12 protein-coding genes are annotated in these 15,158 nt (G+C 55.5%); 4 read left to right on the top strand and 8 right to left on the bottom strand.

Annotated elements, in window-relative coordinates; genetic code table 11:
• Positions 1 to 265: 265 nt before the first annotated feature.
• Positions 266 to 1,507: an acyltransferase family protein gene (locus VF639_RS13945; RefSeq protein ID WP_331146528.1), complete on the top strand. Its 1,242-nt coding sequence runs from the start codon at positions 266 to 268 to the stop codon at positions 1,505 to 1,507.
• A gap of 84 nt (positions 1,508 to 1,591) precedes the next feature.
• Here the strand turns inward: VF639_RS13945 and VF639_RS13940 are convergent, their stop codons facing one another.
• The 5 genes from VF639_RS13940 to rbfA form a co-directional block, all read right to left on the bottom strand.
• On the bottom strand, positions 1,592 to 4,564 hold the full coding sequence (locus tag VF639_RS13940; RefSeq protein WP_331146527.1) for a DEAD/DEAH box helicase: 2,973 nt from the start codon (positions 4,562 to 4,564) through the stop codon (positions 1,592 to 1,594).
• Positions 4,565 to 4,743: 179 nt separating this feature from the next.
• Positions 4,744 to 5,976, bottom strand: a complete 1,233-nt coding sequence (locus VF639_RS13935) for an FtsX-like permease family protein (RefSeq protein ID WP_331146526.1) — start codon at positions 5,974 to 5,976, stop codon at positions 4,744 to 4,746.
• 49 nt (positions 5,977 to 6,025) lie between these two features.
• The gene (locus VF639_RS13930; protein ID WP_331146525.1) at positions 6,026 to 6,424 is read right to left on the bottom strand and encodes a hypothetical protein; all 399 of its coding nucleotides are present in this window, start codon (positions 6,422 to 6,424) and stop codon (positions 6,026 to 6,028) included.
• 60 nt (positions 6,425 to 6,484) lie between these two features.
• Entirely contained in the window at positions 6,485 to 7,294 is an 810-nt protein-coding gene (locus VF639_RS13925; protein ID WP_331146524.1) for a class I SAM-dependent methyltransferase, read from the bottom strand.
• A 102-nt stretch (positions 7,295 to 7,396) separates the two neighbouring features.
• Positions 7,397 to 7,825 (bottom strand): 30S ribosome-binding factor RbfA, encoded by a 429-nt coding sequence (rbfA, locus tag VF639_RS13920; RefSeq protein WP_331146523.1) that lies wholly within the window; start codon positions 7,823 to 7,825, stop codon positions 7,397 to 7,399.
• 214 nt (positions 7,826 to 8,039) lie between these two features.
• Here rbfA and VF639_RS13915 point away from each other — a divergent pair, with 214 nt between their 5' ends.
• Complete coding sequence (locus tag VF639_RS13915; protein WP_331146522.1) at positions 8,040 to 9,452, top strand: hypothetical protein; 1,413 nt, start codon at positions 8,040 to 8,042, stop codon at positions 9,450 to 9,452.
• Between the two features lie 64 nt (positions 9,453 to 9,516).
• Here VF639_RS13915 and rpiB read toward each other — a convergent pair whose 3' ends face one another.
• The 3 genes from rpiB to VF639_RS13900 all read right to left on the bottom strand — a co-directional run bounded on the left by rpiB (position 9,517) and on the right by VF639_RS13900 (position 12,392).
• Positions 9,517 to 9,948: a ribose 5-phosphate isomerase B gene (gene rpiB / locus VF639_RS13910; RefSeq protein ID WP_331146521.1), complete on the bottom strand. Its 432-nt coding sequence runs from the start codon at positions 9,946 to 9,948 to the stop codon at positions 9,517 to 9,519.
• Between the two features lie 143 nt (positions 9,949 to 10,091).
• On the bottom strand, positions 10,092 to 10,964 hold the full coding sequence (gene tatC / locus VF639_RS13905) for a twin-arginine translocase subunit TatC (RefSeq protein WP_331146520.1): 873 nt from the start codon (positions 10,962 to 10,964) through the stop codon (positions 10,092 to 10,094).
• A 135-nt stretch (positions 10,965 to 11,099) separates the two neighbouring features.
• On the bottom strand, positions 11,100 to 12,392 hold the full coding sequence (locus VF639_RS13900) for a serine hydroxymethyltransferase (RefSeq protein ID WP_331146519.1): 1,293 nt from the start codon (positions 12,390 to 12,392) through the stop codon (positions 11,100 to 11,102).
• Positions 12,393 to 12,696: 304 nt separating this feature from the next.
• Here VF639_RS13900 and VF639_RS13895 point away from each other — a divergent pair, with 304 nt between their 5' ends.
• Positions 12,697 to 13,938, top strand: a complete 1,242-nt coding sequence (locus VF639_RS13895) for a glycosyltransferase family 4 protein (protein ID WP_331146518.1) — start codon at positions 12,697 to 12,699, stop codon at positions 13,936 to 13,938.
• A 54-nt stretch (positions 13,939 to 13,992) separates the two neighbouring features.
• Positions 13,993 to 14,808: a PIG-L deacetylase family protein gene (locus tag VF639_RS13890; RefSeq protein ID WP_331146517.1), complete on the top strand. Its 816-nt coding sequence runs from the start codon at positions 13,993 to 13,995 to the stop codon at positions 14,806 to 14,808.
• The last annotated feature ends 350 nt before the right edge of the window (positions 14,809 to 15,158 follow it).

Here is a 15,158-nt window from a genome sequence, read left to right as displayed (position 1 = left end):
TATCAGGTAGTAACACCTCAGCTATGATCATAAGATTTAGGCATTCCAGATTGACAGCAGCAATTTAAGTATCGTTATAAGGAGTTGATAATGTGATAATTATGCTTCGGTTAAGTCTTCTGTTGCGAAGTCGCAACGGTAATTGAGGGGTATCGCGTGAAGTCTCGTGACCGAAACTACTCTTTCATCCTCTTGATTAGGCTGAAAGCGTTAGATTTGTAGCCGTTTTTAACTTTTTTAAGTAAAAAAGCCTTTATTATATAATATGAGTGATAAAAAATACAACTTTTCTAACATGCATATAATCCGAGCGGTGGCTTGTGTAGGCGTGGTTCTTACGCATGCTAGATTTGTTTTATGGGCGGGCGGCCAAGAATACTTAAAGCAGTATCCCGTAGAACTATGGGCTTGGTACGAATTTCCGCTTTTCTTCTTGGACCTGATTACCTCTCTTGGCCGGCCACGGGTTTTCTTCTTTTTTATTCTCTCAGGCTTTTTTCTTCAGTATTCCGGACGCAAGAACTTTTCGGTTAGCTCGTTTCTGCGCGCTCGTTTTCTACGGCTTTATCCGGCGTACCTAGCAGCAACTCTCGCTGCTCTGGCCGTTTTCTACGTGGCCTTAACGTACATCAACCCCCTGCTAGCTACCGCATCTGGGCGGGAGTTCAACGTGTTGCTCTATAAGGCGGCTGCCGATTTATCCTGGACGTCGTTGGGGCACACCTTGTTTTTCGCAAGTCGCGACTCCGCGTTTGCAGCTACTCCCCACTTCTGGTCTATGCTTCACGAAGTGGTGTTTTGCTTGCTATTTCCAATCTATCACCGCTTATCGATACAAGGCCGGGTGGGGCTAGCCGGGGTAGTGCTGCTGGTTGGGTGGACGGTGAATAGTCTGCTTATTCAGTCGCAGCTGTTTTTCCTGCTTGGGATGTTATTCTACGATTGTTTGTCTAGAGGATACCGCCTGCCCTATCGTTTTCCGAAGTGGACTTATATGGCGGCCTTTCTGGGACTATACTTGGCAACCTATGCCATGGGAAAGATGGGAGCACATTGGCTGGCTTGCCTGCCGATGGTTGTGCTCGCCTACCTGCTCTTCGAGTTTGTTTTGACTCAAACCATTCGTGTGCCGCGTCTGTGCTTGCTTATCAGCAAAGCCAGCTATTCCATCTATCTAAACCATTTGTGGGCTTTGCTGCTGTATTACGCGGTTCTTTCACGCTTAACCGGCACGGTGGTCTTTTATAGCCGGTGGCCCTACTATTTGGGTGCTTTGGTTGCCCTAGCTCTTTCTATGCCCGCTTACCATCTGGTAGAAAAACGCGTAGGGACTTATCTGTTCCGGCTAAAGCAGTCTGCATCACCGCCTCAGTTGGTGGTGGAAAGGTTAGTTGCTCACACCGAACTTGCTTTAGTAGAAGCGGTTGCGTCACAGCCTGTTTATGAGCGGAGCGCACCTGTTGCTCAGCTCACTATGCTTAACCAGAGGGCAAGCGTTTTCAGGTGAGGTGTTGCGTCACCAGGCTCATCAGTAACGATTGCTTTTATTTTTGGTCAGGCAGAGTAGAAGCAAGGCTAACCTACAGGTATTTTACCCCAACAGCTCCTCAATATCCTCCTTCGTGAGACTCTTGATGATGGCTTCGTCAGTGGTTATCAGGTCCGTGACGAGCTGGATCTTCTTGTGCTGCAAGGCCAGGATTTTCTCCTCGACGGTGCCTTTGGTGATAAACTTGTAAGTGAACACCGTGCGCTCCTGCCCAATGCGGTGGGCGCGGTCTACGGCTTGGGCTTCCACGGCCGGGTTCCACCACGGGTCGAGGATGAACACATAGTCGGCGGCGGTGAGGTTGAGACCGACGCCGCCCGCTTTCAGCGAGATAAGGAATACGCGCAGGTCTTCGGTTTCTTGGAAGCGCGTCACCACTTTGTGCCGGTCACGAGTGTTGCCGTCGAGGTAGGCGTATTCTATTTGCCGTTCATCGAGCGAAGCCCGCACGATGTCGAGATGCTTTACAAACTGACTGAACACGAGTACTTTGTGGCCTTCGGATACGACGCTCTTGATCATGCGAATTACCTCGCGCAGCTTACCCGACTCGTGCGTATACTCCTCGTCGGCCATGCGCGGGTGGTTGGCAATCTGGCGCAGCTTGGTTAGGCCTTGTAGCAGCATAAACTGCGTGCTGGCCGTGCCGTGCTTCTCGATGTTTTGCAGGATCTTGTTGCGGTAGTAGCTCTTGGTTTCCTCGTAGCAGTGCTGCTGCTCCTCGGTCATGGGGCAGTAGCTGAGGTGCTCGATCTTCTCGGGCAGCTCGCGCGCCACCTGCGCCTTGTGGCGGCGCAAAATGAAGGGCTTTATGAGGGCGTGCAGCTTGCGCGTGCGGCCTTCATCCTTGCCTTTCTCAATCGGCTTCAGGAACTCCTTACGGAAAAACGCCTGCGTGCCCAGCAGCCCCGGATTGATAAACGACATCTGCGACCACAAATCCATGGTGCTGTTCTCAACGGGCGTGCCGGTTAGGATGAGGCGGTAGCGCGAGTGCAGCCCGCGCACGGCGTGCGAGGTGGTAGAGCTCGGGTTTTTGATGGCCTGCGACTCGTCCAGAATCACGTAGTCGAACTTGTAGGTTTTCAGCAGCTCGGCGTCCAAGCGCACAATGCCGTAGCTGGTCAGCACCACGTCGTAGTTGGCAAACTGCGCTACGTTTTTGTCGCGGTAGGTGCCGGTATAGGTCAGGATGCGCAGCGTGGGCGTGAACTTTTGCGCTTCGCTCAACCAGTTGTATACCAGAGAGGTAGGCATGGCTAGCAACGAAGCCGCGCCGCTGGCTTCGCCGCTTTCCTTGCGGTGCAGCAGCAAAGCCAGCGTCTGCACGGTTTTGCCTAAGCCCATGTCATCGGCGAGGCAGCCGCCAAAGTGATAGTCTTTCACGAAGTGCAGCCAGTTGTAGCCAGCCTTCTGATAAGGCCGCAGTTCGCCCCGGAAGCCTACGGGCATGGGCTGGTCTTCTACCGTTTCAAAACCGCGCAGCTTTTCCAGCTTACGGCTGATAACCACGGTGGCCAAGTTACCATTTTGCAGATCCGATACCAGGGCCAGGTGGTGCTTGCGCAGCGTGAGAGTATGCTCGTGCTCTTCGGCAAAGGCAAACAGTTCCAGGTACTGCGTAAACCACTCTTCCGGAATAATGGCAATCTGCCCGTTGGGGAGCCGGAACTCGTGGCGGCGCTGCAAAATGTAGGGCCGCAGCTTGATAAAGGGTATTTCAAAATCGCCGAACCGGACGGTGCCGCGCACATCGAACCAGTCGTTGGCCTCCGATATGCCCACTTCCACGCTCACAGCGCCAATGAAGTAGTCTTTGCCCGAGGTGCTGCCTTGCTGCACCGTGAAGCCTAAGCGGGCCAGCTCATCGGAGTGGTGGTGCAGCCAGCGGAAAGCGGTGGCTTTTTCGAGCACGGCCCGGCCGTTGCGCACCTCCAGGGCGCGGTCGGCCAGCTCCCGAATGATTTCCTGCTCCCGGTCGAGGTTGCGCACCAGCCGGTGAAAAATGTAATTGTCTTCTTTCTTCTCTAGCTGCACCCACACCCGCTTGTCGTGGCCGTTGTGCACGGTGTAATTGCCGTAGCGAAACGAGAGGTCGAAGTGAATGTGGTCGGAGGGGGCCACTGTCGCGGCCACGGCCGTATCGGACGCAGAGGAGCGGGGGCGGCCCGCAGTAGGGCGGCGGCGCTCTTCTTCGGCCACAATGGTAGCAGCCGGCACATCGGAAAACGTGAGTTGAGGCAGGGCTATATGGCGCTCCGAGCGAATATCGAAGCCCCGGGCGTGCACGTCGAACGATTCGACCAATGGGGCCACGAAGCGTTGAAAGTAGCTGTCCTCGACCTGCCGCGGAATCACGATAAACTTCTTGTTCAGGAACGGCCGCAGCTTCTTGCCGTCCACCTCGTGCCGGAAATAGTAAAGCACGTCGTTGAGCAGCAGCCAGGCTGGCTGCTCACACACGATTACCGCGTTTTTGTATTGAAAATCAAGCTTTTGACCCTGATACTGAATCGTGGGGAAGTAGTGGGTATTGTCGTCGTTGCGGCGGAAGTGGAACAGGATAGAGGCTGCTTCAGCCGCCAGCCCGATTTCGTGCCAGGTCGGCTCACCGTCCTTGCCCATAATGAACACCTGCTTCCCGGCCAACCGCGCCAGCACCTGACCCATGCGCTCCTGCACGTAGCGGCAAATTTCTTCTTGTAACGGTTTATCGCCCTTTTCGGGGTCGAATACTTTCAGGAAAAAGTCGGCGGGCGTGGTCTTCTTGGTTGAAAATTCTTTGATAACGGCGTCTTGCTGAATCTGGTCCGTTAGCGCAATCAACTCGAAGTCGACGGCGTCAAGCTCATCTGCAAACTCGGGCGCGTTCTTGATGGAAACTGTCTGGTGCTGGAGCGTAAGCTGGCCCTTGGCGTTACGCTGAACTACATAAGATTCAAACAGATAGCCTAAATACTCGTGTTCAAGCAGCGAGTACACGATTTGGAAGGGCTGAGAAGTAGAAACCTTCATAAAGATGAGTATCGACTAAATCGAACCTTTAAAAGTAATTACAGACGTTGAATATTGCGTTTTAAAGCAAAAAATAAAATTAAATATGAAAATAGTTACATTGATTAGCTGAAAAACAGGTATAATCTTAGCCTGAAATGTGTTCCAGGATCTAAGCTACTGCTTTTGCCTATGAAATGTTATAAATTCTCCCGAACGTCTAGTTTCGCCGCGTTCAAAGCTGGCCGAATAGAAACGGTGAGCGTGATAAAGACGATGGCTATTCCGGTTAGGGCAATATCCGAGAACTGCATCTTCACCGGATAAGAGTCAACTACACTGGTTGCCATACCCATACTCACGATGTGAAAGGTTTGCTGCATCCAGCAGATGCCCACGCCCAACGATATGCCCGTGACGGCACCAACCAAGGCTACAATGGCACCTTCAAGCAGGAAAATACGCCGGATGTTAAGGGGCGTAGCGCCCATAGCCAGCAGAATAGCCACGTCCTTACGCTTGTCGATAACCAGCATCGAGAGCGAGAAGAAAATGTTAAGTGAGGCAATCAGCAAAATGAAAGCGAAGGTGATAAACACAAACATCTTCTCCACCTTAATGGCTTTCAGCAGGCTTACGTGCTGCTCGTCGGAGTCGAGGACGCGAAATTGAGAACCGAGCTGTTTTTTAACCAGCACCTTCACTTCCTGGATATCGTGCTCATCGCCCACGTTTAGTTCCAGGGCGGTACGCCGGTTGCCGTACTGCAGCAGGCTTTGGGCGAAGTCGAGCGGCACGAAGATGTAGCTGTCGTCCATGTGCTGCTCGATCAGGAAGACGCCGCCCGCCAGAATACTCTGCTCGGTGAAGGCATTTTCAGGATTCATCGACAGCGTTTTCTTGCCGGTATTGCGTGGGTAAAGGAGGTGCAGCGGCGCCAGGCGGTTGTTGAGCGCAATGCTTAGCTCGTGTTGTACGCCGGCACCTAGTAGCGCATACGGCTCGCTGCCGCTGCGCAGTAGCCGATGGTCGCCCTCCACAATGGCCGAGTCGATGCGGCTTTGCGTGTAGTAGTTTTCCGAAACGCCCTTCATCTTCACCACCATCTGGCGGTCGTGGTATTGAAGAAGAGCATTGTCTTCAATCACCTCAGTAACAAGCCCTACGCCCGGCAAGCGCCGCAAGTCTTCGAGCATTTTGGTGTTTATCGGGAACGACTTGCCTTGCAAGGCCGTCACCAGCAAATCGGGGTCCGACTTGCCGTAGAGGGTGCGTACTAAGTCTTCGAGCCCGTTGAAAACCGACAGCACGATAACCAGCGCCATCGTGCCAACCGCCACGCCAATCATGGAGATATTGGAAATGATGCTGATGATGTTGCGCTTCTTCTTCGAGAGAAAATAACGCCGGGCAATGAGCAAGGGAACGTCCATGCGGGGCGTGCGGGTGGGGAATTAGCTGGTGACGAAGGATATACTACTATTAACTGGCGCGGCGCATAAATTCTTCGAGGCGGCGCAGGCGTTCCTCATGGTCGGTAAGAACCACCGTTTTCATCTCCCGCAAATCAGCCTTGATTTCACGCAGTTCCGACAATAGAATGGCATCCGTTTCCTCCTGCCGCTCATTGAACTTCTCTTGCCGCTCGTTGAACGCCTGCTGCTCCCGGTTGGTTTGCTGCTGCTCCTCGTACATAAGCTGCATTTGGTCGAGCATCTTATACTGCACCGTCACTACCGTTTCGAGAGTAGTAGCCAGCTTATCAATGGAAGCTTGTTGAGAATCCAGCCGTGCGGCAACCCGCTCGTTGATAATCGTTTGGGTATCAAGCCGAGTGAGCAGCTTCTCCAGGACTTGTACGAATTCGGGTTGATCGGCCATCGGGACAGGAAAGTTACAGAAGATGCGGCGCTCCAAGATACGCCGCTCGGCGTAAAAGGTCTATTTCCAGGCTTTCACGATGAGGCCGGTGCCAGTGTCGTGCTTGGTGTTGGCATCGAGCCAGTTCAGGAGCAGGCAGAACGGGAACGTGACGAGGTAGTAGAACGGCAGCAGAATAAAAAATAGTTTCGATTTGCCTAGCATCAGAATGGGGTACTTCATGCTTAGCCGCCACGATACCTGGCCCGGCTCGCCGTAGCTGTACTGCGCCTCTATGCGCTCGAAGCCAGCGGTACGTAGCTTCTGCTGAATCTCGTGGATGTTGTAGCCGTCGCGCACATGCTCTTCAATAAAGCTGGTTTCGTCGTCGGAGTGCACATCGGAGCCGCCTTGATCGGAGGGGGTGGAAATGAGCAGCATGCCCCCATCCTTAAGCGAAGCGTGAATATTGCGGAACACTTCTACGTCTTCCAGAATATGCTCCATAACATCTACTGCTAAGGCCATATCGAAGGTGTTGGGCTCTTGGTAGAGCACCAGATCTTGCACGGCAAACTGCACGTTGGTGCGCCCAATCTGGCGGAAGAACTGGTTGGAATCGGCAATCTGTTCGTCTTTCACATCAACGGCCAGAATATGCCACTTCGCGCTCATGCCCGACAGCCAGTAGGTGTACTGCCCGTAGCCGGAGCCGGCATCCAGAATGTTGATGTTTTCGGTGGTGCGGCCTTTCATCCAGTGGCGTAGCTCCCGGTGTACGTGCCAGGTGCGTAGCAGCAGCAGATCGAGCAGATGATAGAACAGGCGCCGCAGAAACGGAGTGCGGTTGAAGACCTCGCCCAAAGAGCGTTTTATGGGGTCGTAATGCAAGGTAAAAGGTGAATTTGTGAAATTGAGAAGTTGTGAAAAGCCAGCAAGATGAGAATTTGGGATGCCGAACAACCACAAACTCACAAATTCACAACCTCACTTTTATTCACTGTCGTAGAGTTTGGGGCGTTTGGGGGCCTCCGTGTCGGGCTGTTCATCGGCTTCGGGCTCGGCGGCCGGGATGTCGAGCTGGTTGAACACCTGGTCCATCTTGGCGGCGTAAGCGGCCGAATCGTCGAGGAAAAACACTAGGTCGGGCACGACGCGGAGCTGCTGGCGAATGCGCTTGGCTAGGGCCTGGCGGATCTGCTTCTGGTTGTCGTGCACTAAGTCAAGCATTTCCTGGCCGCTGCCTTCGCGGGCTAAAAGCTGACTCAGGTAAACGCGGGCCACCCCTAAGTCGGGGGAAACACGCACGCCTGCTATGCCCGGCGCGAGGCCCGGAAACAGGTGCGGTAAGTCGCGCTGAAACACGGTGGCTAGCTCCTGCTGTAACAGGCTCGATACTTTTTGCTGTCGTTTACTTTCCATAAGAACTGCAAAGGTAGGTGATTAGGTGACAGGTGAAAAGGTGGCAGGCAACAAGGGGAGAGGGAGGAGCAAGCAACTAAGACGAGGACCGGACGCCACAGCCAAGCGCAAGAACAAGAACGGCGCAAACGTAGCATACGCAACTACAAAGATGAGCGTAGCTTTACCTTGTAATCTTCTCTTTGTTGCCGAATTACCAGTCTTCTCTTAAACAGTGCTTCAATTCTTTAAAAGTCCGCTGCCTACTCGCCTGGTAATGCTGCTGCTAGTGGTGCTGGCCCTGCGGCTGCCATTGCTGTGGCTAGGCGTACCCCTCACCGTAGCCGAGTTGCGGGCCATGCTTATTGGCGAACGACTGCACGCCGGCGGCCTGCTCTACCGCGACCTGTACGATGCTACCGCGCCGCTGGCGGCGGCCTTGTTTGCGGCCCTTGATGTGGTGGCCTCGCGGCCCTTGTGGCTGTACCGAATTCTAGCGCTGGCGTTGCTGTTAGCGCAAGCCCTGCGGTTGAACTTTGTACTTAATCGGGCCGATGTACACCCCGAGCGGGGCTATCTGGCGGCTCTCACGTACTTGGTACTGGCAAGTGTCACAACTGACCTCGACACCCTGTCGCCGTTGCTGATAGGGCATACCTTTATCGTTCTGAGCTTCAGTGCGTTGTTGCCTACCTCCCGCGAGGGCTACGACAACCGCCGCCTGTTTCGGGCTGGGTTTCTGATTGGCGTGGCCGCCCTCTGTTACCTGCCGCTGGCGTTGTTTCTGCTGGTGGGCCTGTTCGCCGTTATTGCGTTTGCCGCCAACTCGTTTCGAAGCTTTTTGCTGCTGCTCTGCGGTTTCGGATTTCCGTACGCGGTGGTGGCCACGTTCTTCCTCTATAATGATGCGCTGCCCGCCTTCCGGCAGTTTCATCTGCGCCCTACTCTAAGCGGCCTCGTAATGGGAGCCGACGGCTTGCCGCTGTCCATGCAGTGGTATCTGCTGATTCTACCAGGCGCCGTGCTGCTGCTGGCGCTAGCTCGTTCGTTTACCACTTCTCTGGGCTTGGTATTCCAGGTGAAGTTTCAGCAGCTGATGCTGGTGTGGCTGTTGGTAGCTGTGCTCATGATGGCTGCCGGTCGGGGTACGGCACCCGGCACCTTGGGGCTACTGTTGCCGCCGCTCACCTACTTTAGCTTTTTTCTGTGGCAAAAAGCTGCCCGGCCTTGGGTAACAGAAATGCTATTTCTGGTGCTACTGGGCTGCGTGGCTGGCTTGCGCTACCGGCAGCTGCTAGGGTTAGAAGGGCTCCTGCGCTTACCTGCCGAAGCCCGCTACGCCATGCAGCCCAACCCGCTGTATGCCAACCTACGGGGGCAGCGTCTGCTGGTGCTCGGTGCTGATTTGCGTCCTTATCTCACCAACTCCATTGGCTCACCCTACCTCGACTGGCGCCTAGCTCAAGTTGATTTCGGCCATCTTAGCCAATACGCTGCGGTCTACCGCCTGGCCCGCAACCTCAAGCCAGCACCGCCCACCGTCCTTATCGACCAAACCAACCGCCTTGAGGAGCTGCAATACAAAGTGCCCGCCATCTTTGGCCGCTACCAACCAACCAACACGCCCCGCGTGTATCGGTTGAAATGATTGTTGATTGTTAAATAGCTGATTGTTAGCCTATTGTTTTTGTTAAACAATCAACAATCAACAATCAACAATTAATCTTATCTACCCGGGTTTGGTGGCGGCCGCCTTCGAAGGCAGTATTTAAAAATTGATTGGCAATGAGGCGGGCGTTATCCTCTGTGATGAAGCGGGCGGGTACGCACAAAATGTTGGCGTCGTTGTGCTGGCGGGCTAGGGAGGCTAGCTCTGGTTCCCAGGCAATAGCCGCCCGGATACCGCTGTGTTTATTGGCCGTAATGCACACGCCGTTGGCAGAGCCGCATACTAAAATACCGCGTTCCAATTCGCCCTTGGTGATGGCTTCGGCCAGCGGATGCACGAAATCGGGGTAGTCTACGGAGGCGGGAGAATAGGTGCCAAAGTCGCGGACTTCGTACCCATTGTTGCGCAGCCATTGGGCTAGCATTTGCTTGTAGTCGAAACCAGCGTGGTCGGAGCCGAGGGCAATGGTGTCCATCGTAGAAGGAGAATGGGTAAAGGAAAGGGATGGTTGGCAAGTTAAGTAAGGCAGCACAAAAATGCGGGGAATACGAGAAAAGTGGCAGCTACGGCGCTTCACTTTTCTCGTATTCCCCGCATTTCAAGGATTGCTTCTGTCAGTTAACTAACCCCGCCATTTTGAGCAAGCCGGTCGTTTAGCATCTGGGTCCGGTTGCGGGTCACAACGCGGGCAATGTTGATGCTAAGCTCGTAGAGTAACACGATAGGAATCGTGACGATAATCTGGGCTGAAATATCAGGGGGCGTGATGACGGCTGCAATGATGAGGATGACCACAATGGCGTGCTTACGGTAAAGGCGCATGATTTCGGGCGTCACGAGGCCAGCCTTCGCCAGGAAGAACACAATCATCGGCAACTCAAACACGAAAGCACAGGAAACCGACATCGTGGTGAGCGTACTGATGTAGCTCTGCATGTCGATCTGGTTTTCAATGGTAGCATCTATCTGATACGACGCCAAGAAGTTGATACTCAGCGGCGCCGCAATGTAATAGCCGAACAGCAGTCCAATCATGAACAGGATGGAGACGAAAAATACCGCCCCGCGTGAATTCGCCTGTTCGTGAGGGTAGAGGCCGGGCTTGATAAAGCGCCAGAGCTCCCAGAACGTGTAAGGAAACGCCAGCACAATGCCCACCATAAACGAGGTGCTGATGTGCATGGTAAGCTGCCCGCTCATTTCGCGGTTCTGAATCACAAAGCCAATTTTATCCATGCACATTTCCGGGGCGCCCACCCACTGGCCTAAGCGGCAGAAGGCTTGGTAGGTCCAGAAATCGGGGCGGGAGGGCCCCAGAATCAGGTCGTGAAACAGGAAATCTTTGGCAAAGAAGGCAGCGGTAGCAAACACAACTATCGAGATGGCCGAGCGGATGATATGCCACCGCAAGGCCTCCAGATGGTCGATAAAAGACATTTCCTGCTGTTGCCCCATCACGGGGTGCCCGGAAGAAAGATGTTGTTGATCCACGAGGGAGTGACTGAGTGAATGAGTAAATGAGTGAAGGGGCAAGGGAGTGAAGAACAAACGAAAACCAGCCGAGACAGGATGCTGCTCTGCTAATTTAACGTGCACTCATTCGCTCATTCACTCATTCACTCGATATTATGCGAAGAGCGGAAACTGCTGCATCCACTCGTTTACTTGGCTGCGCACGCGCAGCAAGTAAGTTTCGTCGGCGTGGTGCATCAGTACGTCGTCAATCAAGTCGACGATGCGGGCCATGTCGGTTTCGCGCAGGCCGCGGGTTGTAACGGCGGCCGAGCCGATACGCATGCCGCTGGTCACGAAAGGCGACTTGTCGTCGAAGGGCACCATGTTTTTATTGATGGTGATATCGGCCTTGATGAGGGTGTTTTCGGCCAGCTTGCCGGTGAGGCCCTTGCTGCGCAAGTCAATCAGCATGAGGTGGTTATCGGTGCCGCCCGAAATGATTTCGTAGCCCCGGTCAATAAAGCCTTTGGCCAGCGCCTGCGCGTTGCGAATCACCTGCTGCGTGTATTCGGTGTAGGCGTCGCTCAGGCATTCACCGAACGCTACGGCTTTAGCGCCGATAACGTGCTCTAGCGGGCCGCCCTGCGTGCCGGGGAATACGCCCGAGTCGAGCAGCGCCGACATCATGCGCAGTTCCCCTTTCGGCGTTTTCAAGTTAAACGGATTCTCGAAGTCTTTGCCTAACAGGATGAGGCCGCCGCGCGGACCCCGCAAGGTTTTGTGCGTGGTCGTCGTGACGATGTGGCAATAGTCGAAAGGATTGTTGAGCAAGCCTTTGGCAATCAGACCGCTAGGGTGCGAAATGTCGGCTAGCAACAGGGCGCCTACTTCGTCGGCGGCTTCGCGCAAGGCCTGGTAGTTCCAGTCGCGGGAGTAGGCCGAGGCGCCGCAGATGATAAGCTTGGGCAACTCGCGGCGAGCGGTTTCTTTTACCTTCTCCCAATCGATGAGGCCGGTTTCGGGTTCCACGCCATAGAAGCTAGGCTGGTAGAGCTTACCCGAGAAGTTGACGGGCGAGCCGTGGGTGAGGTGGCCGCCGTGGCTCAGGTCGAAGCCAAGGATTTTGTCGCCGGGGTTGAGGATGGCCAGCATGACGGCCGCATTGGCTTGCGCGCCGGAGTGCGGCTGTACGTTCACCCATTCGACGCCAAACAACTCCTTGGCCCGGTCGATGGCTAACTGCTCGATCTGGTCAACGATTTCGCAGCCGCCGTAGTAGCGCTTGCCGGGTAGGCCCTCGGCGTATTTATTGGTGAGGATGGAGCCCTGTGCCCGCATCACCTGCTCCGAAACGTAGTTCTCGGAGGCAATCAGTTCAATACCGTGCGTCTGCCGCTCTTTCTCGCGCTGAATCAGGTCGAAGATGGCGGTGTCTTGGGTCAGGGTTGGGGCTTGCGTTTCCATAAGTTCAAAGGTACGCCCACCGCCCGGAACTGCCAAGTTGGTGGTTGGTTGCTGGTTGTTGGTAGTTGATTAGCGGTTGTTGCTGGTTGGGGGCGGAACAAGCGTAGCTCCACAGCAGCCAAAACAGCGCAGGTTGCGTAGCCTTATCACGGCAGTAAGTGGCGCTAACTTCGCAAGGCAGCGTGTTTTGTAGTAACAACAACTTACGGCAAGTGGTTGGCTGCGGTAGAGCCGTTCCGTTCCGCCCCAACCAGCAACAACTGCCAATCAACTACCAACAACTAACAATCAACCATCACCCCCTGTGCATATTTGTTTTATCTCCCGCCGTTACTTCCCGGCCATCTCTGGGATGAGTGTTTACGCGCAAAACCTGCTGCGCGAGTTGGTAGCCCTTGGTTATCAGGTGACCATGATTTCGCAGTACCGCGGCGACGCGCAAGGCCGGGGCGTGTACGGGGGCGGACCGCCTCCGCCGGTGCCGGGGGTGCGCGTGCTTGGGTTTGAGGCGCTCGGCGAGCAAAATGGTGGGCGGTTCGAAGACGACATCAACACGTTGCTGGCCGCCGTGCTGCGCACCCACGCCGAAACTCCGTTCGATGTAATTCATGCCCAATATGGCTATCCGCCCGGCTTGGTGGCGCTGCTGGCCAGCCGGCGCTTAGGCGTACCCAATGTGGTATCTATTCAGGGCGGCGACGGGCATTGGGTGGGGGTGGACTGCTGCAACACCCACCAACAAGCTATCCGCACCGTGCTCGATCATGCAGGCGCAGTTCTGATTGGCTGTGAGTCGTTTGCGGAGGAGGTGATAGATAACCACGGCACCGCCGCTGACCGGTTCACCATCGTGCCCGGCGCGGTAGACGTCGAACGTTTCCGTCCGGCGCCGGGCTGGCAGGCCGGGCAGTGGCGCAAACCGGCCCAACCCACGCTGCTTTACCACGGCCGCGTAGACCGGCGCAAAGGCGTGCTCGATCTGCTGGCGGCTTTCGGGGAACTAGCCCCCGAGCGACCGAACTTGCAACTGCTTATCTCGGGCATTGGCCCCGACTACGAGGAGGTGCGCCAACAGGTAGCCGCGGCGCCGTGGGGGGCGCAAGTGGAACTAGCCGGCTACGTCGACTACGATGCCGTGCCCGCCATCTACCACCGCGCCGACGTGTTTGTGTCGCCCACGTACGCCGAGGGATTCTCCAACACCATTCTCGAAGCAATGAGCAGCGGCCTACCCGTAGTAGGCGGAGCCGCCGTGGGCGTAGTAGACTGTTTGCGCGACGCCGACAATGGCCTGCTGCATCCGCCCGGCGACGTACCGGCCCTCACCAACGCTCTGCGCCGCCTGCTTGACGACGAAAGCCTGCGCAATCGTTTAGCGGAAAGGGCTTTAGCTGAAGTCCGCGAGAAGTATGCCTGGCCAGTTGTAACCAGCCAGATTGCTGCTGTATACCAGCAGCTGCGCGGCACCGCCCCCGACGTAAGCTGGCGCGAAGACACCACTGCCCCCGCGCCCTGCCGCTACCGTGCCGTGCCGCATTTGCTTTAACAACAGCATTGCGAAGCAGCGCTTCGGGTGCCGCCTTACTCTAGAATTCTTTTTATGCCTACTGCCCTTTTCGTGTCGCCGCACCTTGATGACGTGGCTTTTTCCTGCGGTGGTACGCTGGCAACGCTGGTAGCCGCCGGGTGGGAGTGCGTGTTGGTTACAGCCTTCACCCGCTCGGTTCCCAACCCTACTGGCTTCGCCCTGGCTTGCCAAACCGACAAAGGCTTGGCGCCGGAGGTGGATTATATGGCCTTGCGGCGCACAGAAGACACCGCCGCTGCCGCCCACTTGGGCGCGCAGGTAGTGCGTTGGCTGAACCTGCCCGAAGCCCCGCACCGCGGCTATGAAAGTGGGCCGACTTTGTTCGCGGGAATTTTGCCGACCGATGGTATCTGGCAGCAGCTAACTGAGTTGCTGGTAGCTGAGCTGAAGGCGGTTCGGCCGGCGGTACTGTTTGCCCCACAGGGCTTAGGCAACCACGTCGACCATTTGCACACCATTCGGGCCGTGCGGCAGGCAGCGGGCCCGTTGCCTGTACTCTGGTACCGCGACACCCCTTACATTATTCGGCAGCCGGAGGCCGTACCGGCCGCGGAGTTGCCCCCGATGCTGCAAGAGGCAGCGGTAGCGGTGGCTCCGGCTGCACTGGCCGCCAAAGTAGCCGCGTCGGGAGCCTACCAGACACAAATTGATTTCCAATTCGGAGGAGCTGGGCAGGTGGAAGATAAGCTTACGCAACTAGCGCTGCGAGAAGGCGCTGCCAGTGGATTGGGAGGTTATGCGGAGCGATTCTTAGGGGGTCGGCCGCGGCAGCTCAGTTGGCTTTTTCATCAAGTTGAGGCGGAAATGTTAAGAGGCTATTTGCGTTAAGTGTTGGAAATCACCGCACGGTGTCGAGACGCCTCTTTGCGTCTCGTCGTTGAGCAAAATCGGCGGGTTGGTGCGGGCGCCGAGACGTGCGCCTCACTGGCTAGCCGCCTCTTCCGTAGAGAGAGGTACTGGTTTGAAACGCCAGTTCTAAAAAAGCTAGCAGCTAGTCGCCCTTTCTACGAAAGAGGGGCTAGGAGTGAGGCCCCTATGGTGAGCGATACAAACTGTGCTGCGGCAGTTAGCAGCGTGTGCAAACTGGCAGGCACATAGACAAGGGGCCTACCTGCAGTATAGAGTAAGTGAAATGTGATTATACTGCATATTTAGATAACTAACACGGCTAGTACGAT

The sequence above is a fragment of the Hymenobacter sp. genome (genome assembly GCF_036387835.1).
Classification (GTDB): Bacteria; Bacteroidota; Bacteroidia; order Cytophagales; family Hymenobacteraceae; genus Hymenobacter.
The sequence above is the reverse complement of the archived record's forward strand: the minus strand, read 5'-3'. Positions and strand labels throughout refer to the sequence as shown.

Coding starts and splice junctions, on each gene's coding strand:
- rpiB (WP_331146521.1), bottom strand. CDS start 9,948: ATGGACACCATTGCCCTCGGCTCCGACCACGCTGGTTTCGACTACAAG.
- rbfA (WP_331146523.1), bottom strand. CDS start 7,825: ATGGAAAGTAAACGACAGCAAAAAGTATCGAGCCTGTTACAGCAGGAG.
- VF639_RS13935 (WP_331146526.1), bottom strand. CDS start 5,976: ATGGACGTTCCCTTGCTCATTGCCCGGCGTTATTTTCTCTCGAAGAAG.
- VF639_RS13890 (WP_331146517.1), top strand. CDS start 13,993: ATGCCTACTGCCCTTTTCGTGTCGCCGCACCTTGATGACGTGGCTTTT.
- VF639_RS13945 (WP_331146528.1), top strand. CDS start 266: ATGAGTGATAAAAAATACAACTTTTCTAACATGCATATAATCCGAGCG.
- VF639_RS13940 (WP_331146527.1), bottom strand. CDS start 4,564: ATGAAGGTTTCTACTTCTCAGCCCTTCCAAATCGTGTACTCGCTGCTT.
- VF639_RS13900 (WP_331146519.1), bottom strand. CDS start 12,392: ATGGAAACGCAAGCCCCAACCCTGACCCAAGACACCGCCATCTTCGAC.
- VF639_RS13930 (WP_331146525.1), bottom strand. CDS start 6,424: ATGGCCGATCAACCCGAATTCGTACAAGTCCTGGAGAAGCTGCTCACT.